At 48.7% G+C, this 24,726-nt stretch carries 20 protein-coding genes; 7 read left to right on the top strand and 13 right to left on the bottom strand.

Translation table 11 applies throughout. The features are described from left to right. Positions 1 to 112 precede the first annotated feature (112 nt). The gene (gene pheS / locus ACYVI9_RS10670; RefSeq protein WP_460764380.1) at positions 113 to 1,150 is read left to right on the top strand and encodes a phenylalanine--tRNA ligase subunit alpha; all 1,038 of its coding nucleotides are present in this window, start codon (positions 113 to 115) and stop codon (positions 1,148 to 1,150) included. Between the two features lie 5 nt (positions 1,151 to 1,155). Here pheS and ACYVI9_RS10665 read toward each other — a convergent pair whose 3' ends face one another. Together ACYVI9_RS10665 and ACYVI9_RS10660 are read right to left on the bottom strand one after the other, a co-directional pair. Then, positions 1,156 to 1,980, bottom strand: a complete 825-nt coding sequence (locus tag ACYVI9_RS10665; RefSeq protein WP_460764378.1) for a DUF3108 domain-containing protein — start codon at positions 1,978 to 1,980, stop codon at positions 1,156 to 1,158. Further along, positions 1,967 to 2,917 (bottom strand): lysylphosphatidylglycerol synthase domain-containing protein, encoded by a 951-nt coding sequence (locus tag ACYVI9_RS10660; RefSeq protein ID WP_460764376.1) that lies wholly within the window; start codon positions 2,915 to 2,917, stop codon positions 1,967 to 1,969. Before ACYVI9_RS10660 ends, ACYVI9_RS10665 begins: the two co-directional genes overlap by 14 nt. Positions 2,918 to 2,936: 19 nt before the next feature. Here ACYVI9_RS10660 and ruvC point away from each other — a divergent pair, with 19 nt between their 5' ends. Next, positions 2,937 to 3,548: a crossover junction endodeoxyribonuclease RuvC gene (ruvC, locus tag ACYVI9_RS10655; protein ID WP_460764374.1), complete on the top strand. Its 612-nt coding sequence runs from the start codon at positions 2,937 to 2,939 to the stop codon at positions 3,546 to 3,548. A gap of 17 nt (positions 3,549 to 3,565) precedes the next feature. Here the strand turns inward: ruvC and ACYVI9_RS10650 are convergent, their stop codons facing one another. The 7 genes from ACYVI9_RS10650 to ACYVI9_RS10620 form a co-directional block, all read right to left on the bottom strand. Next, the gene (locus ACYVI9_RS10650) at positions 3,566 to 3,955 is read right to left on the bottom strand and encodes an HIT family protein (protein ID WP_460764372.1); all 390 of its coding nucleotides are present in this window, start codon (positions 3,953 to 3,955) and stop codon (positions 3,566 to 3,568) included. 78 nt (positions 3,956 to 4,033) lie between these two features. Next, a complete protein-coding gene (gene greA / locus ACYVI9_RS10645) occupies positions 4,034 to 4,507 on the bottom strand; it encodes a transcription elongation factor GreA (RefSeq protein ID WP_460764370.1) in 474 nt (157 codons plus the stop codon). A gap of 138 nt (positions 4,508 to 4,645) precedes the next feature. Beyond that, the gene (locus ACYVI9_RS10640; RefSeq protein WP_460764368.1) at positions 4,646 to 5,587 is read right to left on the bottom strand and encodes an NAD(P)-dependent oxidoreductase; all 942 of its coding nucleotides are present in this window, start codon (positions 5,585 to 5,587) and stop codon (positions 4,646 to 4,648) included. Between the two features lie 54 nt (positions 5,588 to 5,641). Next, complete coding sequence (gene rsmA, locus ACYVI9_RS10635; RefSeq protein WP_460764366.1) at positions 5,642 to 6,394, bottom strand: 16S rRNA (adenine(1518)-N(6)/adenine(1519)-N(6))-dimethyltransferase RsmA; 753 nt, start codon at positions 6,392 to 6,394, stop codon at positions 5,642 to 5,644. Positions 6,395 to 6,451: 57 nt separating this feature from the next. Further along, a complete protein-coding gene (locus ACYVI9_RS10630; RefSeq protein ID WP_460764364.1) occupies positions 6,452 to 7,801 on the bottom strand; it encodes an alpha-L-fucosidase in 1,350 nt (449 codons plus the stop codon). Between the two features lie 384 nt (positions 7,802 to 8,185). After that, complete coding sequence (locus tag ACYVI9_RS10625; RefSeq protein ID WP_460764362.1) at positions 8,186 to 9,328, bottom strand: glycerate kinase; 1,143 nt, start codon at positions 9,326 to 9,328, stop codon at positions 8,186 to 8,188. A gap of 45 nt (positions 9,329 to 9,373) precedes the next feature. Next, positions 9,374 to 9,601 carry a helix-turn-helix transcriptional regulator gene (locus tag ACYVI9_RS10620; RefSeq protein WP_460764360.1) on the bottom strand — a complete coding sequence of 76 codons (228 nt, stop codon included), beginning with the start codon at positions 9,599 to 9,601 and terminating at the stop codon, positions 9,374 to 9,376. Between the two features lie 1,081 nt (positions 9,602 to 10,682). Here ACYVI9_RS10620 and mfd point away from each other — a divergent pair. The 3 genes from mfd (at position 10,683) to ACYVI9_RS10605 (ending at position 16,838) form a co-directional block, all read left to right on the top strand. Beyond that, a complete protein-coding gene (gene mfd / locus ACYVI9_RS10615) occupies positions 10,683 to 14,087 on the top strand; it encodes a transcription-repair coupling factor (protein WP_460764358.1) in 3,405 nt (1,134 codons plus the stop codon). Positions 14,088 to 14,240: 153 nt separating this feature from the next. Continuing rightward, complete coding sequence (locus ACYVI9_RS10610) at positions 14,241 to 14,957, top strand: hypothetical protein (protein WP_460764356.1); 717 nt, start codon at positions 14,241 to 14,243, stop codon at positions 14,955 to 14,957. Between the two features lie 171 nt (positions 14,958 to 15,128). Beyond that, positions 15,129 to 16,838: a hypothetical protein gene (locus ACYVI9_RS10605; protein WP_460764354.1), complete on the top strand. Its 1,710-nt coding sequence runs from the start codon at positions 15,129 to 15,131 to the stop codon at positions 16,836 to 16,838. 22 nt (positions 16,839 to 16,860) lie between these two features. On the opposite strand, the gene ruvB is transcribed toward ACYVI9_RS10605, so the two are convergent. Together ruvB and ACYVI9_RS10595 are read right to left on the bottom strand one after the other, a co-directional pair. After that, a complete protein-coding gene (ruvB, locus tag ACYVI9_RS10600) occupies positions 16,861 to 17,898 on the bottom strand; it encodes a Holliday junction branch migration DNA helicase RuvB (RefSeq protein WP_460764352.1) in 1,038 nt (345 codons plus the stop codon). A gap of 361 nt (positions 17,899 to 18,259) precedes the next feature. Continuing rightward, positions 18,260 to 19,468 (bottom strand): OmpA family protein, encoded by a 1,209-nt coding sequence (locus ACYVI9_RS10595; protein ID WP_460764350.1) that lies wholly within the window; start codon positions 19,466 to 19,468, stop codon positions 18,260 to 18,262. Positions 19,469 to 19,575: 107 nt separating this feature from the next. Here ACYVI9_RS10595 and ACYVI9_RS10590 point away from each other — a divergent pair, with 107 nt between their 5' ends. Then, on the top strand, positions 19,576 to 19,857 hold the full coding sequence (locus ACYVI9_RS10590; RefSeq protein WP_460764348.1) for a SemiSWEET family sugar transporter: 282 nt from the start codon (positions 19,576 to 19,578) through the stop codon (positions 19,855 to 19,857). Here ACYVI9_RS10590 and ACYVI9_RS10585 read toward each other — a convergent pair. Beyond that, positions 19,844 to 20,488, bottom strand: a complete 645-nt coding sequence (locus tag ACYVI9_RS10585) for an MBL fold metallo-hydrolase (RefSeq protein ID WP_460764346.1) — start codon at positions 20,486 to 20,488, stop codon at positions 19,844 to 19,846. The genes ACYVI9_RS10590 and ACYVI9_RS10585 overlap by 14 nt on opposite strands. Positions 20,489 to 20,611: 123 nt before the next feature. Here ACYVI9_RS10585 and ACYVI9_RS10580 point away from each other — a divergent pair, with 123 nt between their 5' ends. Continuing rightward, on the top strand, positions 20,612 to 23,080 hold the full coding sequence (locus tag ACYVI9_RS10580; RefSeq protein ID WP_460764344.1) for a DUF5686 family protein: 2,469 nt from the start codon (positions 20,612 to 20,614) through the stop codon (positions 23,078 to 23,080). 1 nt (position 23,081) lies between these two features. On the opposite strand, the gene ACYVI9_RS10575 is transcribed toward ACYVI9_RS10580, so the two are convergent. Then, a complete protein-coding gene (locus ACYVI9_RS10575; protein WP_460764342.1) occupies positions 23,082 to 24,641 on the bottom strand; it encodes a lipopolysaccharide biosynthesis protein in 1,560 nt (519 codons plus the stop codon). Positions 24,642 to 24,726 lie beyond the last annotated feature (85 nt).

The raw sequence follows: 24,726 nt of genomic DNA, 5'->3' as shown, positions 1-24,726 counted from the left end.
TTGAAAACGCTATAAAAATTTTTAGCGGTGCGACTCAGGAGTACCGTCGGACAGGGATTTACCGCCCGGCAGTATTCAGCCATCTGTCGGGATCACTTATCTTTGCAGCCTTATGCAGGAATTGTTAGACAAGATCGCCGGCTATAAAGCTGAAATCGAAGCCTTCCGGCCGGAAAATGTGGAAGCGACGGAAGCCTTCCGGATCAAATGGCTGGGCTCCAAGGGAATTGTAAAATCCATAATGGGTGAAATGCGACATGTAGCGCCGGAAAACAAAAAGGAAGCCGGGCAGCTGCTGAATGAATTCAAACAATTTACCGAGGCCAAATATGCCGCCCTGCAATCCGGTCAGGATGAACAGGGACCGCAGACCGCCGGCATTGATATTACCCTGCCTGGCGATGAAACCCTGCTGGGCAGCCGCCATCCGATTTCACTGATGCGCAACCAGATTATCGACATTTTTAAACAACTGGGCTTCGCAGTCGCTGAAGGACCTGAGATCGAGGATGACTGGCATAATTTCACCGCCCTGAATATGCCTGCGCATCATCCGGCCCGGGACATGCAGGATACTTTCTATATTGATGCAGGCGCTAATGCCGCTGTGGACTGGCTGCTGCGTACCCATACCAGCAATACACAGATCCGGGAAATGGAAAAAGGCAAACTGCCCATCCGGGTGATCTGTCCGGGACGGGTCTACCGGAATGAAACCATCAGTGCCAGAAGCCACTGTTTTTTTCACCAGGTAGAAGGTTTGTATATCGACGAGCAGGTTTCATTTGCTGATCTGAAACAGACCCTGTATTTTTTTGTACGGGAAATGTATGGCCCGGATGTAAAAGTCCGGTTCCGTCCTTCCTATTTTCCTTTCACCGAGCCCAGTGCGGAAATGGACGTCACCTGTTTTATCTGTGGCGGCAAAGGCTGTAATATCTGTAAAAAGACCGGATGGGTAGAAATCCTGGGCTGCGGTATGGTACACCCCAATGTATTGGAGAATTGTGGTATCAATTCCGAAAAATATTCCGGCTTTGCGTTTGGCATGGGTGTGGAACGTCCGGCGATGCTTAAATACGGCATCAATGATATCCGGCTTTTCAGTGAAAACGACCTGCGCTTCCTCCGACAGTTTACCAGCGCCTGATCCAGTTAACGCTTCTTGATCAGCGCTGTCATCGGATTACGCAGGTTCTGGAACTTGGTCATATCGATCCTTACTTTCCCAACGATAATCGGACTTTCAATCCTGACCGGCATATGGTTCATATCGTCGGTTACCCATACCGTCATTTGCTCCCCACCGTCAAAAATGGTACCCTTGATCGTCAGGGGACGGAACTTGATGGTTTTAAATTTCCCGTATTTCGTGGTAATGGTTTCTTTCCCCATATAACGCACATACATTTCATGAACCTCATTGTCCAGAAAAACATTGAAGGGAACACGGTCATTGGGTTTTAATTTCCCGAAATCGATATTGCGGGCATAGAAGACGGCACTGACGACATCATGTACACAGGCAGGCACTTTATAGACGCCATCACTGATGGCTGTATTGGCACTTTTATTGAAACTGACGTTCTGGTATTTTTTATGGCCGCCTTCATTGACATTCCGTACGAATTTCAAAGGTTGCAGGGTCTGTACATCCATATAGGTTTCATAAGTATCATGTGCTTTATAAAACCATTCATAACTGGACAGGGTGCGGCCTTCGCCTACTACATGATAGACGGGTTTGCCGTTCAGTTTCTCGAGTGTCGTTGTAAAGGAACCCACCCCGGCATTGACATTGACCAGTTTTCCGGCAGTATAATAAACACTGAAACTCACTTTCTCCCCTTCCTTAAATGCCGAATTGGCAATACCACAGGAAGGTGCCTGCACTGTGCCAGGGTAATTCTCTGTTGTCCTTCCGCTTACCAGCAGCATGACCGTACCCAAAAATAATGTCAGTATTCTAATTGTTTTCATGTTTTCCCTTCAGTATGTTTTTAATACTCAATATTAGCAAACTTCCGATTAATGCCGGTATGACCAGATTCACCAGCCAGATCGTCAGCGATGTGAGTCCGATACCCAGGTGATTACTGCTGAACAGACCGATTACTTTAATACTGATTTCATTTTTCAGGCCTAAATCGGTAAACAAGGCGATCGTCGGAATGACTGCCAAAGCCAGAAACATTACACTAATCCCTGACCAGGCCTGTACAAAACCGATTTCCACGCCAAAGAACCTGAACAAGATATAGTATTGCAGTGTAAAAACCAGAAATCTTGTCACAGATAAAGACAAAAATCGAACCAGCAAAGTTGCATTCACCTGTTCCAGCGCCTCGATGGTCCAGGACAAGCGCTTCATTTGAGGCAGTTTATCGACCACTTTTACCAGCCAGGACAACTTGAAATAAAATAACAACATAATAACAAGCCCGATCGCTGTAGCAAAAAAAGCCGCCCGGACCCATACCGGGCTAATCATCCCGGAATTAACCAGTTCCGGCTTGAGGAAAAACAGTGCCAGCAGCCCCATAAATACCGTTACGATCAGCTGGCTCATACTGCCCAATATCGTCAATGCTACGGCCTTGATACGGTTACCTTCCTTCATGTACAGTACCCGGCCGAGGTATTCGCCCACCCGGTTGGGCGTACTGATGGAAAACGACAGGCCTGAGAGCACGGCTTTAAAAGCTGTCGGAAAACGAATTTTCTGAATATGCCCCACGGCGATCTTCCATTTATAGGCCTCCAGTCCCAGGTTCAGTACCATCAGTGCCACCACGGCTACGAGATAGAGACATTTGGGTGAAGAAAAGGATTGTTTGATTTCCCGCCAGGAAGCATGCAGGTCGGGCTGGTGGCGGACCTGATTATAGATCGACCAGCTAAGCCATGCAAATAACAACGGCCCTAAAAAATACTTGATGAATAATTTGATATTTTTGTTTGCAGTCATTAACCACCGTAAAAGTAAACCCTGTTTGCAACCCGCTAAAATAATATTAGGTATCGATCCAGGCACCCTGATCATGGGGTACAGTGTGATCAAAACGCAATCGGGTAAAATCCGATTACTGGAGATGCACGCATTAAAACTTCCTGCAAAGAAAGACAATTATGAACGACTATTACTGATCCATCAGAAAATTACCGAACTGATCGGTTTACACCGACCACAGGAATTTGCGATTGAAGCGCCTTTTTTTGGAAAAAATGTGCAAAGTATGCTCAAACTGGGTCGGGCTCAGGGTGTCGCCATTGCGGCTGCCATGCATGCAGGATTGGCCATAACCGAATATTCACCCCGAAAAATAAAACAGGCCATTACCGGAAATGGCAATGCAGGCAAGGAACAGGTCTGGAAAATGTTGCAGCAGATCATGCAATTAGGGGAAGCGCCCCGTTTCCTGGATGCTTCCGATGCCCTGGCAGTCGCCCTATGTCACCATTATCAGCTCAGTGATCCGCTGCCTAAAACCAATAACAGCAAGGGCTGGGAAGACTTTATACGGAAAAACCCCGACAGGGTACGATAGCCCCCATCAAAAACCACTTACAACTGATCCGTAATCATCCGCTGAACTTCCTTCATTTCAGCATCCGATAGTTGCAGTTTGGGTTGAACAAAGTTGAGGTCATTGGCTTCATTAAGTGGTATCAGGTGCAGGTGTACATGGGGGACTTCAATGCCTACAACACTGAGTCCGCATCGGTTGCAATCAAATGCCTTTTCGATGGCATGGGCAATCGGCTTGGCGAAAAGCAGGATCTTGGACAGGTATTTGTCCGGCAAATCGAATAGCTTATCTGTCTCGTCCCTGGGCACGACCAGCACATGGCCTCTGCGCAGGGGCATGATATCCAGAAACGCATAGAAATTTTCGTCTTCAGCAATTTTATAGGAAGGAATTTCTCCTGCGATAATTTTTGAAAAAATTGTCATCTGAAAAATTTATGCTAAAGTTATCGAAACCAAAAGACCCCGCCAAGCGGGGTCCTGATTCGATTATCGTCCGCCGCCTCAAATACTGATTTCTTCTACCCGAAACTGTATTAGTCCGGCAGGAGCCTGTACATCTGCCACCTGGCCCGGTTCCTTACCCAGAATACCCTGCCCGATGGGAGAACTAATGGAAATTTTACCAGCTTTTAAATCGGCTTCCTGCTCACTGACCAACTGGTAGGTTACCTGCTTGCTGGTCTTTAGATTGGTTAATTTCACCTTGGTCAGAATGGATACCTTACTGGTGTCTATCGCCGTTTCATCTACTACCCTTGCATTGGCGAGCGCACCTTCCAATGCTGCAATTTTAGCTTCCAGCAAACCCTGCGCCTCCTTGGCAGCGTCATATTCTGCATTTTCCTTTAAATCACCTTTTTCGCGGGCTTCCGCGATCGCTTTACTTGCCGCCGGGCGCTCCACGCCTTTCATGCGCTGGAGCTCTTCTTTCATTTGTTCCAGCGTCTCTTTCGTTACATACTGAATAGCGTTCATAATAAAATCGTTTTATATTGAACAGAAAAAAATAACAACGCCCTGGCTGCTACCCAGAGCGTTGCTATCTATATATACAAATATAATAAAACTAACAGGATTTTAGCTACCCTTATTTGTTAAACAATTTAACAAATATCAGGACGATTTCTCCGTGCTAAGTCCCAGTTTTTCAAGGACAACGGTGGTCATTTTCAGGAAGGCTTCATGGCTGTAACCGGCAATATGTGGCGTGATGATCACCTGGGAAAAGGCAAGCAGTTCGTCCAGTTGTGCCCTTTCTGCCGGTGTATAAGTGTCCAGCTTTTCATTCTCCAGCACATCCAGACAGGCTCCGGAAATCCGGCCGGCATGCAGCCCCCGAATCAGCGCGGCGGTATCAATGACCTTGCCACGGCAGGCACTGATGATAATGGGTTGCTGCTGCATAAGGTCTACCAGCGCATCATTGAGCATATGAAAGGTCTCCTGGGTCAGGGGCAGGTTAAAGCTGATCACTTCTGCATATTTGCAAACCTGTTCCAGCGAGGCTTCCTTGATATAACCGGAAGCAAAATCTGATTTATACTTATCATAAGCCAGCACCGTTACGCCAAAGGGTTCCAGCAATCTGGCAAAACTGCTGCCGGTATTACCGTAGCCTATGATGCCCACCGTACGGCCGTGCAGTTCATGGCCCCGGTTGGCATTACGTTCCCAAATACCTTCTTTCACCTGAGGAATGGCAATATTCATTTTGTTGAGCAACATCAGCAGCAGGCCCAGGTTATGTTCGGCGACCGCATTACGGTTGCCTTCAGGACTGCTCACACAAAGTATCCCTTTGGAAGCAGCATAGTCCAGATCTACGAGTTCCATACCGCTGCCCAGACGACCGATCCATTGCAAACGGGGCATGGCATCGATCAGCGATCGGTCCACACGGATGCGGGTGGTCAGGATGAGACCTGTGACTTCCGCACCACCGGCTTTGAGGGCTTCGTACGAAATCTGGGGTGCATAATCTACATCAAAACCCTTTTCAGTTAATTGCGCTGCCAGTGCCGGGTGTGCATTGCCCGTAATCACAACTTTGTCCATGAAATTCTTTCTCTGTTTTTATTCAGGCCTTCCCGCCGGAAATAGTAAAAAATATTAATTCATTTTAAAGGTCAGGGCGGCAAAATCTGCCACGGTCAGCCGCTCTGCCCTCAGATCAAACACGGGATCCGAAAGTTGCTCGGCGCTAAAGAGACTCCGGGTGGCATTTCGCAGGGTCTTGCGCCGTTGATTAAAAGCTGTCTTCACCAGTGTAAAAAAAGCTCTTTCGGATTTCATGTGGGGTACATCGGAACGACGGTGCATTTTGATGACCCCGCTTTTTACTTTGGGCGGTGGATTAAATGCCTGCTCCGGTACATCAAAAAGATAGCTGACCCGATAAAATGCCTGGACCAGCACACTGGTCACCCCGTATACCTTATTGCCCGATGCTGCCGCAATGCGCTGGGCTACTTCCTTTTGAAACATCCCGATGACCAGTGGTACCTGTTCGCGCCATTCCAGCAACTTAAAAAGTATCTGGGTGGAAATATTGTAAGGAAAATTACCGATAACAGTGAATGCCCCTTCAAAAGGCGGCCGGCTGTCCAGAAAACTTTCATGCAGGAGCTTGCCGGCCAGATCCGGATAATGGGTCAGGAGATAGTCCACTTTCTCGCGGTCGATCTCAATAGCCTTAAAATCCAGGTCCGGCAGTTTTCGGAGGTATTGGGTCAGGGCACCCCCGCCGGGGCCAATTTCCAGCAGTTGGGAAAAAGTCTCCGCTTCGAGGGTCTCCACGATTTTACGACAGATATTGTCATCCGTTAAAAAATGCTGACCCAGCGATTTTCGAAGCTCATACATCCGGCAAAAATATCATTTTGTTTCGAACCATCGCGCTCATCGGGCCGTAGAAAGCATTTAGCGGAGCCGTATTTTGTACACCCAGGCATAAGGACTGGGATTATTCCCCGGATTCAGCGGAGGTGTTTCAATCACGATTCCGCCGCCTTTCTGAATACGGTTGACCTTGCCGGAATAGCCCAGCATTGATATGGGGCCTGCAGTTTTTACCGGCACCGGAATCTGCGGTTGCCAACGGGTAACAATTACGTAGAGATCATCCCCCTTGCGGGTATAGTAGATTCCTTTCCCGGATGTTTTTGGTCCCTCTATCCAGGGTTTGGTACCATAGATCGCTTCTCCATTGATCTTCAGCCAGTCACCCACATCTTTCAGGCGCTGCTGCATGATCACCGGAATCCTTCCGTCTGCAGTGGGTCCGATATTAAGCAGTAAATTACCGCCCCGGGAAACGACATCGATCAAAGTGCCAATCAGCTCCCGGCTGCTGAGGTACTGCTCCAGGTTTTCATTGCGGTTATAGCCGAAAGATTCTCCTATACCACGACATTCTTCCCAGGGATGGGTCATGCTGGAATTGCCCTTACCATATTCGGTTGTCGTAAATCCACCGTTTTTGCGACCCCCACCCCAGCGGTCATTGACTACGACAGTATTTTTAACCGGCGATTCATTATAGAGCCAGCTTAGAAATTCGCGGCTCCGCCAGACTGTGTCACTGTGGTCCCATTCCCCATCCGGCCAGACGATATCCGGATGGTACCGGTTGACCAGGTCCCGCATCTGGGGTAGCATATGTTGTTCCACATATTTGGTCACATCCTGGCGGTAGAGCGGATTATACCATTCGTAAAGCGAATAGTAAAAACCCATATGGAGGCCGGCCTTTTTCACCGCCGCCGACAGATCGCCTGCCAGGTCCCGATGCGGACCCGCATCATAAGCATTCCAGTTCCAGGACTCCCGGCTGGGCCAGAGAGCAAAGCCATCATGGTGCTTGCTGGTCAGTACCACATATTTGGCCCCAGCAGCTTTGATAATCGAAGCCCAGGCCGCGGGATCAAATAATTCCGCTTTAAACATGCCCGCGAAATCCTGATATTTAAAGTTCGGACCATAGTTTTTTCTGTGAAAATCTTCGAATTCCTGATGAATCTTCAGCTTGGTATTGTTCAATCGCTCCCAGTACCATTCGGAATAATTACTGCCGAATCCGTCGGCGTTGGAATTGGTAGCCCATGCCGGTACACTGTAAAGGCCCCAATGAATAAATATGCCGAATTTGGCATCGGTATACCAGGATGGGATGGGTCTTGAGCTCAAGGATTCCCAGGTGGGCTGGTATTGTTGGGTATTGCCGCAAAAGTTCAGCATAAACAAACTCAGGGCAAGCAGGAATTTTCGCATGACGTCGTTTTTGGCCAAACCTACATAAAAAATGGGTTCAGTCAGGTCCGGTTCCGGGCCGGGACTGGATTTACTTAAAAAAAGGCCGTGAATTCCTGATTTTTTAAAAAGTGGGTAACCCGGAACAGGCTTTCTGTTACTTTTTTGCGTTTCGACACGTCCAACTATTGATACCTCAATTTGACCTATGGATCCTTCAGCGGATCCGATGGTTGATGGAATGGGATTCATTGCCATTCCTAAACGATAATTGAATACAGATGAAAAGAATGTTGATGATTATTTCGTTATTGCCCCTGCTTTACAGCTCAGAGCGGCTGAGCATTGACCATATCTTGTAACAGGTGGTGTAAATTATGCTGCTGACAACTAATTTTTGGGGATTCAGTTGAGCCAGCCGTTTGCCAGTTGCCGGCCAATCCGGCGACCTGCTTCTTTCAGATTACTGCGGGTATTTTTCATGGCTTCTGTCAGGGAAGCCCCTGGTGGGTTAATGGCTATCAGTCGGTCAAAATACGCATCCAGCCTGTCTCCCGGATCCCTGAGAATTTGACCTGCCACACCAATTACCGGCACACCGAGCCCTTTGGCTATAGCAGCCACACAGAAAGGTGCTTTGCCTTCCAGGGTTTGAACATCTATACGACCTTCTCCTGTAATAACGACAGCGGCATCTTTGATTTTATTTTTTAGATCCAGTAATTCGAGCATATAGTCTGCCCCATTCACTGCGCTGGCACCGGCATAAGCACTGAGTGCAGCCGCCACACCACCTGCCGCACCACTGAAAGGAAGCTGGTTCATATCCACCTGTCTGAACTCCCGGGTAACCGCCCGGAACCGATCCAGGCCCTGGGTCAGGACTTCCAAGGCTGCTGTATCTGCCCCTTTCTGCGGTCCGAATACCTGAATGGCGCCGGAAGGACCGCCCAGCAAAGGGTTCTTGACATCACAGAGAACGGTAATGTTTCGCTCCGGAAGCCGGTGATCCAGTCCTGTATCGTCAATACGCGCCAACTGCGTCAATTCCGCCGGAAGTCGGGTCAGCCTACGGCCAGCTCCGTCACGGAACACCATACCTAATGCCTGCAGCAGGCCGGTGCCGCCGTCAATAGTGGCGCTACCGCCGATTCCAAGCAATATACTGCGGGCCCCTTTATCCAGTGCGAAGCCGATCAGTTGGCCCAATCCCCGGGTATTTGCGATAATCGGGTTATAATCCTGTGGCGACAGATGACGGAGTCCCGAACAATCCGCCAGTTCAATAATCGCCGTTGCAGATGCCGCTACCCATCCCATGGCAGCTTTTAGCGGTTGGCCTAGGGGTCCGGCTACTTCAAAATACAAAGTCTCCGCCTGTAGAAAGCTCCGTAGCAGTTGGCCTGTACCGTCACCCCCATCGCCCACTGGTACCAGCTGTATGTCCGCCGGCAATTCCGAAGACAGTAGCCCCTCCCGTAGGGTTTCTGCAACATCGCCCGCCCAAAGGCTCCCTTTGAATGCATTGGGTGCTACTAAAATTTTCATTTGTTGATATACGGCTGTGACCTGCTGGATCAGAGATTTACCTACTCAATCATCACTACTATCCGGTGGTTTAGTAGCAACTAATAATATGCGAACATTTTTATTTACAAATTTCGCGATTTTAAAAAGATCCTGAATAGATGGCTGATTGGTATTTGTACACCAGTTGGAAACGGTGGTTTCATGCACCTTCATATATTTAGCCAGATCGGAATTTTTTTTGTCTACTTCCGCTAGCACAGTTTTAATTCTATTGTATTTTACTTTTGCCATTCAGCAATTGTTTTCTCAAATGTAAAACATCATAATTTATTGATTTTTAATCAATTATTACATTTCATTGCTAATTAATTAGTCTTTGTGAATAATTATTTTGTCTTTACTACTTATTTTCCTACCTTCATATTGAACTTGTCATATTTTTTTAACGATTGAACCGATCTGGGAAAAACTGTAGTGACGTTATTATTGCTTTTGGCGTCTCAGCTAGATTGCGGCCGACTCTTACAGTATCAGAATAATGGAATATGTTATTATCCCTAACACAAAAAATCCGGGGTTTTAACTTACCTGTGAATTCTAGACCTGCCTTTCGGGCATTGATGAATTGCAAGAGCCAGGCCACCGGTTGATCGAAAATCCAAATTTTTTGTCTTGCCACAATTAAGTTGCATACCACTTTAAAAAAGATGAGTGCCGCCACATCATATTATTTCATTCTGGCAAATGCAGTAGCATATAGGATGCTCTATGCCTGTAAGCCCAAAATGCCTGTCTAACAGCCGCAGCCGTGGTTTAAAACGGCAGCAATTTTCTCATGGTTGTTGCCGTCCCGGCTGTCGGGGCGGGTTAAAACAAATCTCACCTGCTTAAGGACTTCGTTCCCCTTTACCATCCGGGGTTTTGTCACGAGCTTATTCTAACGTGTAAATAAGGTACGGTATGAAAAAAATAATGTTGCTGGGCTTAATGGCGAGCGTATGCCTTTCCGTAACAGTTCAGGATGACACTTATATCTCTACACAAAAACCGGATAGCTGCTACCTCGTCGTTGGCGAATCTAAAATAGCCTAAACATGCTCAGGTAAAAATCAGGTAGTTTGATTTGGTTAATAAGGCGTTTGCCCGGGACAATAGTCTTTTATTTGCTTCTTGTACTATCGGCTCTATGACTAGGTAAAATTTAGCTCACGTGTTAATTTGACAAGATAATTGGCTAAAAACAAGTGTTATAGTTCGATATGTGCGGAAAACTTTCTGGTTCTTTCTCAAAAATCCTTAGGTCATCTGCTTTCACTTTTATATGTAGAATTGGCAATACCCCCCATCTGTCGTAAATTTGCGGCCCGATAAGATGGAGGCAATAAGGAATTTTTATTTGGATGATCCCCGCTGTTTACAGATAGCGAACAGAATTTCTATGCTCCAAAGTGAAGCAGCTTCCTCTTTTTCGCCTGCCGCTATCGCAGTTACCGGACTCTTTGGCAGCGCCGACAGTTTTGTCTTTGCCGCTTGTGCCGCAGCTACCAAACCGTACAACCACCTGGTGGTTTTAAACGAAGCGGAGGATGCAGCCTATTTCCACAATACCCTGGAACAGATCACGGGTGCCCTGGATCTTTTTTATTTTCCATCTTCGTTTAAGACCAGAAAGAATTACCGGCAGTTGAACGCCTCTCATGTCATGCTGCGCACTGAAGCACTGACCCGAATATCTGCCGGCGGTGAAAATGCCAAAGGCAGGGTACTGGTAACTTACCCGGAAGCCCTGTTCGAAAAGGTAGTTTTAGCGGAAACCCTTTCCAAAAATATCATACATATCAAGACCGCCGAAACCCTGGACCTGGGTAAGCTGCTCCTGCAACTGGATGCATTTGGTTTTGAGCGCAGCGATTTTGTTTATGAACCGGGCCAATACGCCCTTAGGGGTGGCATTTTTGATATTTATTCCTTCGGGAATGACAAACCCTACCGTTTTGAGCTATTTGGTGATGAAGTGGACTCTATTCGGATTATCGATCCGGAAACCCAGCTTAGTGAGCGCAAGCTGCTGTCGGTGTCCATCATTCCCAATATCGATACCCAGTTCCGCGAAGAGAGACGGGTCTCAATTTTTGAATTCCTGCCCGCCAATACCGTTATCTGGCTGCAGGACAAAGCGCTCTGTACAGAGCGGTTGAAAGACCAGGCCGAGGAACTGAACTATTTCCTGGAACTCTATCCGACGCCGGTCGCGACCCAGGAGGAAACGGGTGTTGCTATGATCAAGGATCTGTCAACGGAAGATTTTATCGATGCCGATGACTTTGAAGCGGATCTGGGCAAAAGGCAGCTGGTTCATTTTGGTGGCGAACCCTATGAGGCGACAGAAATCTTTGAATTCCAGACCCGCTCCCAGCCCGCCTTCAACCGACAATTTGAGCTCCTGATCAGGGACCTTAAGGAAAGGGAAAAAAAAGGATTCGGCATTTATATCTATTCCGAGAACAGCCGGCAACTGCAACGGCTGCAGACAATCTTCGATGACCTGAAAGCTGACCTGGTATTCAATCCGGTCAGCCGGTCAATCTATCGGGGCTTTGTAGACGAGGAACTTAAAATCGTCTGTTATACCGATCACGAGATTTTTCAGCGCTACCATAAATACCGGATCAAGCAGGCTTACAATAAGAATAAGGCCATTACCCTGCGCACCTTAAGGGAACTACAGCCGGGCGACTACGTAACCCATATCGACCATGGGGTCGGGGTTTACAGTGGCCTGCAGAAAATGGAGGTCCAGGGCAAATTACAGGAAGCGGTCCGTATTATCTACCGTGACAAGGATGTGCTCTACGTCAATATTAACTCCCTGCATAAAATAGCCAAATACACGGGTAAGGATGGTAGTGTGCCGAAGATCAACAAACTGGGAAGTGATGTCTGGAACCGGTTGAAAGAAAAAACTAAGGCAAAAGTCAAGGAAGTAGCTTTTGACCTGATCAAGCTCTATGCGAAGCGAAAAGCCCAGCAGGGCTTTGCCCACTCGGTGGACAATTATATGCAAACCGAACTGGAAGCTTCCTTTATTTATGAAGATACGCCGGATCAAAGCAGGGCGGCTGCCGATGTCAAAAAAGATATGGAATCGGCTTCTCCCATGGACCGATTGATATGCGGCGACGTAGGCTTTGGTAAGACGGAGATTGCTATCCGGGCGGCATTTAAAACCTGTATAGATGGCAAGCAGGCCGCTATACTGGTGCCGACCACGATCCTGGCCTTCCAGCATTTTAAGACCTTTAGTGACAGATTGAAGGAATTTCCGGTAACAGTGGATTTTATCAATCGCTTCAAAACATCTAAAGAGAAAAAAGAAACCCTGGAGAAACTCAAAACGGGCAAAATCGATATCCTGATTGGCACTCATGGCATTATCGGCAAGGATGTGAAGTTCAACGATCTGGGATTGCTGATCGTCGATGAGGAACAGAAATTCGGAGTGGCCCACAAAGAAAAAATCAAAACCCTGCGTACGACTGTGGACTGTCTGACCCTGACAGCGACACCGATTCCCCGCACCCTTCAATTTTCACTAATGGGGGCCCGGGACCTGAGTATTATCAATACCCCGCCACCCAACCGGCAGCCCATCCAGACAGAAGTGCAGGTCTTTAATGAAGACCGGATCCGGGAATTCATTTATTTTGAAACCGAACGGGGAGGGCAGGTCTTCTTTATCCACAACAGGGTAGCGGGTCCGGCAGAAATGGCAACAACCATCCAGGGCCTCTGCCCGGACCTCTCGATCGGCTATGCCCATGGGCAGATGGAAGGCCACCAACTGGAAGGCCGCATCCTGGATTTTGTGGACCGGAAATACGATGTGCTGGTTTGCACCAATATCGTGGAAAGCGGTGTCGATATCCCCAATGTCAACACCATCATCATCAATAATGCCCATCATTTCGGATTAAGTGATCTTCACCAATTGCGGGGCCGGGTGGGCCGGAGTAATAAAAAAGCGTTCTGCTACCTGCTGGCACCACCAATGAGTCTGTTGCCTGCAGATTCCCGGAAAAGACTCCAGACCCTGGAACAGCACAGTGAGCTGGGCAGCGGTTTTCAGATTGCGATGCGCGATCTGGATATCCGGGGGGCCGGAAACCTGCTGGGTGGCGAACAAAGTGGCTTTATGGCGGAAATCGGTTTTGAAATGTACCAGAAAATCCTGGACGAAGCGATCCGGGAACTTAAACGCACCGAATTCAAGGACCTGTTCAAAGAGGAAATCAGCAAACAGGATGATTTTGTACAGGACTGTACCATTGATACCGATCTGGAAATACTCATCCCCGACCGCTATGTTGAAAATATTGCAGAACGGCTCTCGCTCTACCAGCGGCTGGACAATTGCGAAAACGAAGCAGAACTCAAAGACATGGCCAGGGAACTGGAAGACAGGTTCGGCTCAATACCTGCAGAAGTCAGTGATTTATTTGAAACCGTCCGCTGCCGTAAACTGGCCATAGACCTGGGCTTTGAGAAAATGAGTCTGAAATCGGAGACCCTGCGTTGTTACTTTATCAACCGGCCCGATTCGCCTTATTTTGAAGCGCCGGTATTCCAGAAAATCATCGAATACCTGCAGACCCGCACCAATAAGGGCAAACTGAAGCAGACCGGAAAACTATTCTTACTGACAGCAGCACCGATTACCGGCATGCAGGAACTACGGGAATTTCTGGCCGATATGCATGCTTTCTGTGTTGGAAATTAGTCCGGCTTGTTAATTCAGGCTCACAAATGCGGCCCTCCTGTTGAAATCTTCTTACTTTTGAACCTGCCTGTTGAACCCCCGGGATGCGATCGGTCGCCATAACCGAGCGTGAAAATTACATCTCCCCGGAAAAAAATATAAACGACACGCCCCATGAAACCTGTATTTTCCCATTGGATATGCATTTTCCAGTTGTCCTTGTTGATGGCCTGCAACCGACAGGAAACCCGCACTTTTTTTATACCCACCATTCACCAGTTACACCGGCAAAATCCAAATTATAGCTATCAGGACCTGCGACAATTCATTGACGACCTTAGTCCTGATATTATTGCTGTGGAAATCCGTCAGACGGATATCAATGGCGACAGTAATTACCTTAAACAAAACTATCCCTATGAAATGTGGATGATGCGTTACTGGTTCCCTGAGACAAAAATCCTGGGTTTTGACTGGCTGGGGGAAGCCATCGAAGGCCGGCCTATCCCTGATCATTACTGGGAACAGGCCGCTCCGGTTACGCAGTATAAAAATGCCCTGGAGGAAGATACTGCCGTAGCTGCGCCTACCGAAATATGTAACCGGCTGCTGGACGATCGCATGCAGATACTGCAATCTGCATCCCTGTCAAATATATTAGCCAGTGAGGATGCCGCACTCACCCGCCAATACTACGATTGCCTGAAGGATCACCTTCAGGGTACAATACACCTGCGTATCCTGGATTTTTACGAGCAGCGAAACCAGAAAATCTACGCCAATATCCGACGCATTCAGGCCGGCCACCCGGGAAAAACGGTGGTATTGGTCACCGGGGACGATCATTATATTGAGCTCAAAGACCGGATTCCTTCTGAGCCTTTATTCTGAACAGGCCCACAGGTTCGATCCGAAAAGGGCAGGCATACTTCTTTGGATAGTCCCCTGAATAAGCGATTGAGCCGGCGGCTATAGTTTGTAACTTTAGCAGCCTCCTTTCGACAGGAAATCCCGTACCTGTCGACAGGTCCTCAAAATGCTGATGCACCAAAAACTGTTGATATGAAAGATCACCCCCTTTTCGCTGTGGCGTCGATAAAGATACTTTTGTTGGTATTGCTGGTGACCTTGCTGCATGCCTGTCGACAAAGGCAACAGCCACCTTCAGCAGCCCAGATTGCCAGTCTGGAGCTCAGGCAGGGCCCCCCGATTCTATGCGGACCGCCCCGCGCCACTTACGGAACCGTCTTTTTTCGAATTACCGGCGATAGTAGTACACAAGAAGCTTTCAATCAAGCCCTGTCCCTGCTGCATTCCTTTGAATATGAGGAAGCGGAAAAGCGCTTTGCCCGGATCATTGAAAAAACGCCCAACTGCGCCATGGCTTACTGGGGTGTGGCGATGTGCAATTTTCACGCGCTCTGGACGCCTCCCCGCCGCGAAGAACTGCTGAAAGGTAGCAGGGCGCTTCGGCTGGCGCTTTCGATTCGGGGCGTCTCAGCCAGAGAAATTGCCTATTTACATGGCCTGGAAGTCTTTTATACAAACTGGGAACACGAGGATCACCACCGACGTTGCCAGCGATTTGAAAAGGCCATGGCCGGGATTTACCAGGATTATCCCGATGATAAGGAAGCCGCCATCTTTTATGCCCTGGCGCTAAATGCGGCAGCTTTACCGGAGGACAAGACCTATAGCCGTCAGCGACAGGCGGGCAGGATCCTGGAAGGACTGTACCGGGATATGCCAGATCACCCGGGCGTGATTCATTATATCATTCATAGCTATGATTATCCTGAACTGGCATCCCGGGCCCTGAACGCTGCCCGACGTTATGCATCCGTTGCTCCCTCCTCGGCTCATGCCCTGCATATGCCGTCCCATATCTTTACCCGATTGGGGCACTGGCAGGAAGACATTGCGACCAATCTGAAATCGGTGGATGCGGCCCGATGTTATGCGCAGCAAGGAGCGCTCGCGGGACATTGGGATGAGGAATTACACGGTCTGGACTACCTGGTGTATGCTTACTTGCAGCAGGGTAATTACCAAGCGGCAGAAAATATCCGGGTCTATGTTGACAGCCTGCAAAAAATAGAACCCCTCAGTTCCAAAGCGGTCTATGCCATGGCCGCAATCCCTGCACGGGTGGTGCTTGAAGCAAAAAACTGGCCGGCGGCAGCTGTCCTGGAACCTCCATCTTTGGGATTCAACTGGCAGGATTATCCCTGGCAGGCGGCCATGACCCATCTGACCCGCCTGCTGGGCCAGGTCCATCTTCATCATAATGCGGAAGCGCAGCAGCAGCTCGCAGAACTTCGGCAACTCAAGGCAGGATTAGTCAGCGCGCGCGATGACTATGCCGCCCGACAGGTCGAAATCCAGATCCAAACGGGGCAGGCCTGGATTGACTGGGCCTTCGCGGATACTTCGGGTGCACTACAGACCATGGAGCAGGCGGCTGATCTGGAAGACCGCACCGGCAAACATCCGGTCACCCCGGGCGCCCTGCGCCCTGCAAGGGAACTACTGGCGGATATGCAGATGGAAGCGCATCGTTACCCCGAGGCTTTACAGACCTATGAAGCGAGTCTGGTACAATGTCCCAACCGGCTGAACAGCTTGCTGGGAGCAGCGCTGGCAGCGGCCCGGTCCAGGCTGCCGGGAAAGGCAAGGTATTATTACGATAAAATCCTTTCGGTCCGCCACCCGGCGTCCGCACAAAAAGAAATGATCCAGGAAATACAAAATTATCTGGCGGCACAATCCTGAAGTGGGGCCCCGGCCTGTGGTACTAAAACTCCAGCTCGCCGCTTTTGGCCCGGCCATAGCCCGGATTTCGGCCCAGGTGTTCATAGGCTTTAACGGTTACTTCGCGACCCCGCGGCGTACGTTGCAGAAACCCTTCCTGAATCAGGAAAGGTTCATAGACTTCCTCAATGGTACCGGCTTCTTCACCTACCGCCGTGGCGATGGTAGTGATGCCGACCGGGCCACCTTTGAATTTCTCAATAATCGCCAGCAGGATCCGGTTGTCCATATCATCCAGGCCGAACTCATCCACCTGCAAGGCCTTGAGTGCATGGCGGGTAATGCCCAGATCAATCTGACCATCATTGAGTACCTGCGCAAAATCACGCACCCTTCGCAGCAGACCGTTGGCAATCCGGGGAGTGGCCCTGCTGCGGACAGCAATTTCAGCGGCTGCTTCATCCGTAATCTGTACCCCGAGTATCTGGGCGGAACGCAGAACGATTTTCTGCAGGGTCGCAGCATTATAATATTCCAGCCGGGATTTGATCGCAAACCTGGACAGCAGCGGCGCCGTCAACAGGCCACTGCGGGTAGTTGCGCCAATCAGGGTAAAGGGGTTTAACGACAACTGAATGCTTCGGGCGTTGGGACCGGTATCCAGTAAGATATCCAGCCGGTAATCTTCCATAGCCGCGTAGAGGTATTCTTCCACCACCGTACTCAACCGGTGGATCTCGTCAATAAATAAAACGTCATTGGGTTCCAGCGAAGTCAGCAGTCCTGCGAGATCGCCCGGCTTTTCGATGACCGGACCACTGGTTTCCTTGATCTGCACGCCCAGTTCATTGGCTACGATCCGGGACAGGGTAGTTTTACCCAGGCCGGGCGGCCCATGGAACAGGATATGGTCCAGGGCTTCCCCCCGAATCTTGGCCGCCTTGATAAATATGGTCAGGTTTTCGATCAGCTGGGGCTGCCCGGCAAATTCCTTAATCTGCGCCGGCCGGATGGTATTTTCAAACTCCCGGTCAGCGGTATTCAACGAATCTTTGTCCTTATTCAAATTGGGATTGCTCATCAAAAAGTTCAACCGGTTTTAAAAGCTCTTTTGGCCTCTTCCATCGCCGCCTGAACTACAAATTAACAACAAAAAAAGGTCGGTTCCTAAAACTTATCCTTCGTCCCGCGGTGTTTTGTTAACCGTTCATTTGATGGCAGGGAAGCCCCTAAGGGTCCCAACGAACAACAAGATCAACCACCCCTTTCCAGCTCATCAAAAAAAATGCTTTCAAAATCTGCCCTCCGCTTTCAGTAAGCCGGGGGTGACCACGCAGCTACCTGGAATGCAGGACAAATTTTGAAAGCAAGTAAAAATCATCTGTTAAGTTGCAGCTTCCCTACTTTTTTAACAACCTTCAAAAAGCAGGTTGCCAAAACAACTAATCGTAATGCAGCTGCATATCGGTTCTGCGGTTGAGCTGTCGCCCCTTGGCAGTTCCGTTATCGGCTACCGGCTGGGTTTCGCCGAATCCGGCGGCACGCAGACGGGCGCTGTCAATTCCTTTTTCGACCAGCCAGTTGTATACCGCATTCGCCCTTCTTTCGCTCAGTCCCTGGTTGTATTCATCCTTGCCAACATTATCAGTATGTCCGGCAATATCCAGTTTCAGATCCTTATCGGCTTCCAGCTCACCAAGAATGGTATTCAGCGCGGGGAAGGAACGTTTTTCCAGTTGGTCTCCATTGGTCACAAAATAAATAGCCTTGGCAGCTTCCGCTACTTTTTTCTTTACTTCTTCTTTCACTTCCGGACAACCATTATTGCTGGCGGGTCCCGGAACGGTGGGACATCTGTCATCCTTATCGGCTACGCCATCTCCATCCTTATCCGGCCAGGGACAGCCTTTGTTTTCGACGGGACCGGCTTTATCAGGACAGTTGTCATCCTTATCCAGCACCCCATCACCATCTGTATCCGGCCAGGGACAGCCTTTGTTTTCAACGGGACCGGCAACGGTGGGACAATTGTCCTGGCTGTCCAGCAAACCGTCGTTATCGGTGTCTTTTTCCACCGGCACCGGCGGTGGTGCAACTGCTGCTTGCCGGCGTACCAGCGGCTGGGCCACACCCAGCGAAAAGAAAGTGTTTTTGTCCAGTTTATCATTATTGAAAGGCAGGCGGTAATTTCCCTGGAGATAAACATATCCCTCACTGAATAAATTCAGTTGCAGCCCCAGTCCGAGTGGTGCATAGGGCACCAGTTCTTTGCGGGCATAGTTACCGACGCCGACACCGGCCGTCAAAAATGGATTCAGCAGGTGGTCATCACTCAATGCTTTCAGGTGAAAGGCCAGTTCGGCTTCATTTTTATAATCTGTGTATCGATCCAGCGCTGTGCCGGCTTTCTGATAACTCGAAAACAGACCATTGTAACGAAGCGAATAATCCAGATGGGAGGTCAGTCCGTTCCAGAAAAAAACAGAAAATCCCGGTTCGACTTTGCCTATTTTTGGTAAGGAAGCCGAGAAATCAGTCAGGTTGCCGCTGAAGCCGATCTGAGGTGCTTTTTTCGGTCCGTCAAAATCGGATTGTGCCCAGGTGGTTGCTGTAAACAGCAACAGCAGGACGGTCAGTTGGAATGGTTTCATTATCATACATTATAATTTTATAATACGAAATTATATATACTTTTTAAAAGAATATATATTCCGCACAAATTTAGCACATTACAAATAAATGTTAAAAAAATATTAATATGGATGGCGTTGATATTCTTGGGTATGGTGCCGGTGTGCTGACCACCCTGACCTTTTTGCCTCAGGTCCTGAAAACCTGGAAAGAAAAATCGGCAAGAGATGTGTCCTTAAACATGTTCCTGATCGCCGCAGCCAATCAGGTCCTTTGGATCTTCTATGGCTTTATGCGGAACGACTGGGTGATCATCCTGACCAATATGGCGATCCTGGTGCTGTCGGTTACCATGATTGTGCTGAAACTGCGCTACGGAAAGGCAGCAAGCGCAGCTAATCAGCCCTGACAAAGGAATTGTGCTGTTTCTCGTAGCCGATACTGGTGCCAGGACCATGACCGGGATAGACTTTTACCTGATCGGGCAGGGTATAGAACTTCGTACGGATGGATCGCTCCAGGGTGTCATAATCACCACCCGGCAGGTCGGTACGGCCGATACTGCCGGCGAACAGTACATCACCGGCAATCAGGTAGCCGTCGGCCGCATTATAGCAACTGATACTGGCCGGAGAATGTCCGGGCGTCAGCAGGATATCCAATCGGTTGTCACCGATATGCAGCGCATCGCCTTCCGTTAAAAAATGCTTTTGCCCCGTATAACCATCTAAAGTCAGGCCATACATGGCGGCTGATTGTGATGCAAAAGCCAGCACAGCTTGTTCACCCTCATGCAGGTACAGGGGTAGTTGCCAGGTCTCACTGACAAAACGGTTGCCGAAAACATGATCCAGGTGACAATGTGTATTGATCAGGTAGACCGGTCGCAAGTCCTTATCAGCGATATAGGACTGCAGGGCCTGGCGCTCGGTGTCGGTATAGCAGCCGGGATCAATAATAATGCAGTCGCCATTTTCAGCATACAGCACATAGGTGTTTTCCTCAAATGGATTAAATGTAAATTTCTTAACCGATAACATATAAAAAATTTCAACCACAAAGGTACAGTCTCCATACCAAGGGAGGCTTCCTTTTGATCGTTGATCGCCCCTGTTTTTTGGCGGAAAGAAAATTAAATCCCGGCAACCCGTAGATTTGCCGAGATGAACCGTAAACCTGTCCTGCTCCTACTGGTGGGGTTGCTGATCTGCTGTACGGCAGTGCTGGCTCAGAAAACACTGACCGGACAGGTAGTGGATGCCCATAGCGAGGAGCCTGTACCCTTTGCCTCCCTGAGTTTTCAGCGGACAGGAACGGGCGTCATTGCCGATTCTGCGGGTCGGTTTCATTTTTCGGCGCCTGATTGGCCTTCAGATACTTTGATCGTTACCAATGTAGGTTATCAGCCTTTTTTTCTTACCCTGAATAATGAGCGCGACAGTTTTGCCATTACCATTCCACTGGAACGGGGACCGCTGGATGATGTAGTGGTTGTCCGATCCAGGATCGACAAGGGCTTATGGCTATGGAAAAAAATTGTCGCCCACAAACCGGAAAACAACCGGTACAAGTTCGATAATTTTTCCTACGAACTCTACAACAAGCTGGAGCTGGATATTAAGAATTTCAAGAGCCTGCAACGCATTGCCCGTCTGAAGCCTTTACGACCGATCAATGACCTGATCAATGAACATATCGACAGTTCGGAAGGCATCAAAATCCTGCCGGCCTACCTGACCGAAGCGATTACCCATTATTACTTCCAGAAAAAACCGCTGCGACGCCGGGAAGAAATCATCGCCGCCAATACCAACGGAATCAAGAATGAGAGTATGGTCAAATTCCTGGGTGGTATGGACCAGGTAATTAATGTCTACAATAATTTTATCACAGTTTTCAATAAGGAATTTGTAAGTCCGGTCAGCGACAACGGTGATTTCTATTATAAATACACCATCCCCGATACCCAGTATGTGGCAGGCGAACGCTATTTTCACCTGCTGTTTACGCCACGGCGCAAGGGTATGAACACTTTTAATGGTGACTGCTGGGTCCATGCTGAAAGTTTTGCACTGCAGAAAATGAGCCTGAGCCTGGATAAGACCGCTGATGTGAACTTTATGGAGCGCTACAGCTATATCCAGGAATTCCGGCGGCTGGCAGACAGCAACTGGTTCGTGAGCCGGGAGAAGCTGGTGGTAGACATCGCACCCGTCGGTGACAAAACACCTGGGCTGATCGGCCGTAAGACCAGCACCTATCGTAATATTATCGTTAACGACAGTACTGTGACCCGCAAGCTTCAGGAAAACAAAACCCAGGAAGAAATCATCACCCTGCCCGGTGCAGCTTCCAAGACCAGTGATTACTGGGACAGTGCCCGTCATGAAGAACTGTCTCAAACCGAAAAAGGTATTGCCCGGATGATCGATACCCTGATCAATGCCCCTACTTATAAAAAGATTACCCGGCAGGTGGCTTTTCTGGCTACCGGCTATTTTGATGTTGGCAATGTTCAGCTGGGCTCTGCATATAATTGGTTCAGCGGAAACAGCTGGGAAGGATTCAGGATGCGTTTTGATGTTGCCAGCAATAAACATTTTAATACCAAATTCCGCTACCACAGTTACCTGGCCTATGGTTTTTCCGACAGGAAACTCAAGGGACTGGGCGAACTCTTCTATCTGCCACAGAAAAATCCGAGGCGCTACTGGTACCTGGGTTACAAGAATGACCTGGATTTCGGACAGAAATACTACGGGGAGATTTCCGCGGATAATATCTTTTCTTTTGCGGTCCGCAAGCCGAATATCCCGCTCAAATTTATTAACCTGGAAGAAGGCAGTTTTGAATTCTTCAATGAGTTCCTGAATGGATTTTCCATACGGGCCACAGCAGCCAATAAAGCCTATACGCCGCTCAAAAACCTGCCATCGGCCGAAGGCTTCAGCCCGGGACTGAAGCGGCTGATTTCAACGGAATTCACCCTGCGTTTCCGGTTTGCTTTTCAGGAAAAATTCATTGAATCGGCTTTTTACCGTACCAGTCTGGGCAGCCCCTATCCCATCGCCGAAGCCGTCTTCACCCATGCCGTCCCGGGCATCCTGCGCAGCAGGTATCAGTACAGCAAGCTGCTGTTTTCGGTATCGGACTTTGTCAAGACCCCGCCTTTCGGCGTGATCAATTACCAGGTCTATGCCGGCAGCACCTTTGGTACCGTGCCATATACCTTCCTGGATGTGGCACCGGGTAATGAGTTTTACTACTATAACAAATACGCATTCAATACCATGATCCGCTACCAGTACCTGCACGACCGGTTTGCAGGGCTTACCTATGAACACAATATCGGCAATGGGATATTCAAGCTGGTGCCGCGGCTGAAATTCAGACAGTTCTATACGGTCAAAGCACTCTGGGGTTCGCTTTCCGACGCCAACAAGGCCTTGAACAATACCGACGGCTATCATTTCCATTCACTGGACGGCAAGACTTATCTGGAACTGGGTACCGGTATCGATAATATCCTTCGGGTATTAAGGGTGGATTTTATCTGGCGGGTATTACCGCAGGATATCCCTGATGGAAATAAGCGTTTTGGCATTTTTGGCAGCGTTCGGTTCAATCTCTGATTTATTCGAGACTCTCGCCCCTGTCATCCGGCGCTGAGGGCGCTGTTTCGGCTGACCGCTGTCCACCAAAATATTTGCCGACTACCGGCAGGCTGCGTAGTTCGCGGGCTTCGACCTTCATGATAAAAAGCAGGTAAAGCAATAAAAGCAGGGTACCGGTGGTATAATTGATCCAGTCCGCAGGTAGTATTTCCCGGATCCAGGCATGCAGCCAGTACACACCGACAGCAATTAGTATAAAAGCACAAAGCTTTTTCCAGGCATAAGGTATCCGGTAATTCTTCTGTCCCCAGACATAGGAGATTACCATCATGAAACCATAGCAGGAAAAGGTAGCCCAGGCACAGGCCATATAACCGTAGGTTGGAATAAACAGGTAATTCACCACAATCGTGATCACAGCACCGATCAGCGTGATATAGGCACCCGCGATCGTTTTATTACCCAGTTTGTACCAGATGCTGATATTGTAATAAATGCCCAGAAACATATTGGCCAGTAAGAGGATCGGCACGACTTTGAGCCCTACCCATAGTTCGGGATTCTGGATAAAATACTTCCAGAAATCAATATAAAGCATCACAAACAAAAACATCAGACAGATCGTGATCACAAAAAACTTCATCACTCTTGCATAAATCCGTGGTGCGTTTTCTGAAGTGGACTGATTAAAGAAAAAAGGTTCGGCCCCCATCCGGAAAGCCTGTACCGAAAGTGTGATCAGTATCGAGAGTTTGTAACAGGCGGAATAAATCCCCACCTGGGCTTCGGCAAAACCTTCGCTGTTTGTGGGCAGCCACCATTTAAGCATGAGCCGGTCCATGGTCTCATTGACCATCCCGCCAAAGCCCACAATCAGCATTGGCATACTGTAGAGGAGAAGCTCCCGCCAGAGTTTTTTATCGAAATGGAATTTAAAGCCCAGAAATTCACGGGAAAGTAACAGCAACACCACGACGTTCTGGATCAGGTTGGCCAACAAGACATAACCGACGGCCCAATCCTCTTTGTAAATCATGCTCAAAGGATGGCCCGGCTGATTTTTGCTGATATCGGGACAGATACTCAGAAAAAAGTAGACCGATCCGATATTGACCAGTACCCCTACCAGCTTAACCAGGGCGAATTTCCGGGGTTTGCTATCCTGGCGCAGTTTCGCAAAAGGAATGGTGGTAAAAGCATCCAGGGAGATGATAGCGGCTGCCAGCATAATGTATTCCGGCCGGTTGACAAAGCCCAGCAATTCTGAAAGCGGCTTATTAAAGCCGATCATCAACAGACCCAGCACAATAGTGGAAAACAGCAGTGAGATGCTCGTGGTATTGTAAACCCGTCCACGGTCTGTGCTTTGGGAAAACCGGAAAAAAGCAGTTTCCATGCCATAGGTAAACAATACATTCATGAAGGGGATAAATGCATATAGGATGCTCATTTCCCCGTATTGTTCCGCTGAAAACTTAAAGGTAAGATAGGGCGTAAGCAGGTAGTTAATAAACCTTGCTGCAATAGAGCTTACGCCATACCAAATCGTTTGTCCTGCCAGTTTCTTAATGCCGCTCAATGGATCTTAAATTCTTACAAATGTACAATAGTTCCTCTCCTGGTGATTTATTGGGGCCCCCGGATTTCGGAAAAAAGGGTTAAAA

The sequence above is a fragment of the Niabella terrae genome, assembly GCF_054783135.1.
The sequence above is the reverse complement of the archived record's forward strand: the minus strand, read 5'-3'. Positions and strand labels throughout refer to the sequence as shown.

What these genes read in the sequence shown, in the direction of transcription:
- pheS (WP_460764380.1), top strand. Translation starts at nt 113, where the DNA reads ATGCAGGAATTGTTAGACAAGATCGCCGGCTATAAAGCTGAAATCGAA.
- ACYVI9_RS10665 (WP_460764378.1), bottom strand. Translation starts at nt 1,980, where the DNA reads ATGAAAACAATTAGAATACTGACATTATTTTTGGGTACGGTCATGCTG.
- ruvC (WP_460764374.1), top strand. Translation starts at nt 2,937, where the DNA reads ATGAATAATTTGATATTTTTGTTTGCAGTCATTAACCACCGTAAAAGT.
- ACYVI9_RS10650 (WP_460764372.1), bottom strand. Translation starts at nt 3,955, where the DNA reads ATGACAATTTTTTCAAAAATTATCGCAGGAGAAATTCCTTCCTATAAA.
- greA (WP_460764370.1), bottom strand. Translation starts at nt 4,507, where the DNA reads ATGAACGCTATTCAGTATGTAACGAAAGAGACGCTGGAACAAATGAAA.
- ACYVI9_RS10640 (WP_460764368.1), bottom strand. Translation starts at nt 5,587, where the DNA reads ATGGACAAAGTTGTGATTACGGGCAATGCACACCCGGCACTGGCAGCG.
- rsmA (WP_460764366.1), bottom strand. Translation starts at nt 6,394, where the DNA reads ATGTATGAGCTTCGAAAATCGCTGGGTCAGCATTTTTTAACGGATGAC.
- ACYVI9_RS10630 (WP_460764364.1), bottom strand. Translation starts at nt 7,801, where the DNA reads ATGCGAAAATTCCTGCTTGCCCTGAGTTTGTTTATGCTGAACTTTTGC.
- ACYVI9_RS10625 (WP_460764362.1), bottom strand. Translation starts at nt 9,328, where the DNA reads ATGAAAATTTTAGTAGCACCCAATGCATTCAAAGGGAGCCTTTGGGCG.
- ACYVI9_RS10620 (WP_460764360.1), bottom strand. Translation starts at nt 9,601, where the DNA reads ATGGCAAAAGTAAAATACAATAGAATTAAAACTGTGCTAGCGGAAGTA.
- mfd (WP_460764358.1), top strand. Translation starts at nt 10,683, where the DNA reads ATGGAGGCAATAAGGAATTTTTATTTGGATGATCCCCGCTGTTTACAG.
- ACYVI9_RS10610 (WP_460764356.1), top strand. Translation starts at nt 14,241, where the DNA reads ATGAAACCTGTATTTTCCCATTGGATATGCATTTTCCAGTTGTCCTTG.
- ACYVI9_RS10605 (WP_460764354.1), top strand. Translation starts at nt 15,129, where the DNA reads ATGAAAGATCACCCCCTTTTCGCTGTGGCGTCGATAAAGATACTTTTG.
- ruvB (WP_460764352.1), bottom strand. Translation starts at nt 17,898, where the DNA reads ATGAGCAATCCCAATTTGAATAAGGACAAAGATTCGTTGAATACCGCT.
- ACYVI9_RS10595 (WP_460764350.1), bottom strand. Translation starts at nt 19,468, where the DNA reads ATGAAACCATTCCAACTGACCGTCCTGCTGTTGCTGTTTACAGCAACC.
- ACYVI9_RS10590 (WP_460764348.1), top strand. Translation starts at nt 19,576, where the DNA reads ATGGATGGCGTTGATATTCTTGGGTATGGTGCCGGTGTGCTGACCACC.
- ACYVI9_RS10585 (WP_460764346.1), bottom strand. Translation starts at nt 20,488, where the DNA reads ATGTTATCGGTTAAGAAATTTACATTTAATCCATTTGAGGAAAACACC.
- ACYVI9_RS10580 (WP_460764344.1), top strand. Translation starts at nt 20,612, where the DNA reads ATGAACCGTAAACCTGTCCTGCTCCTACTGGTGGGGTTGCTGATCTGC.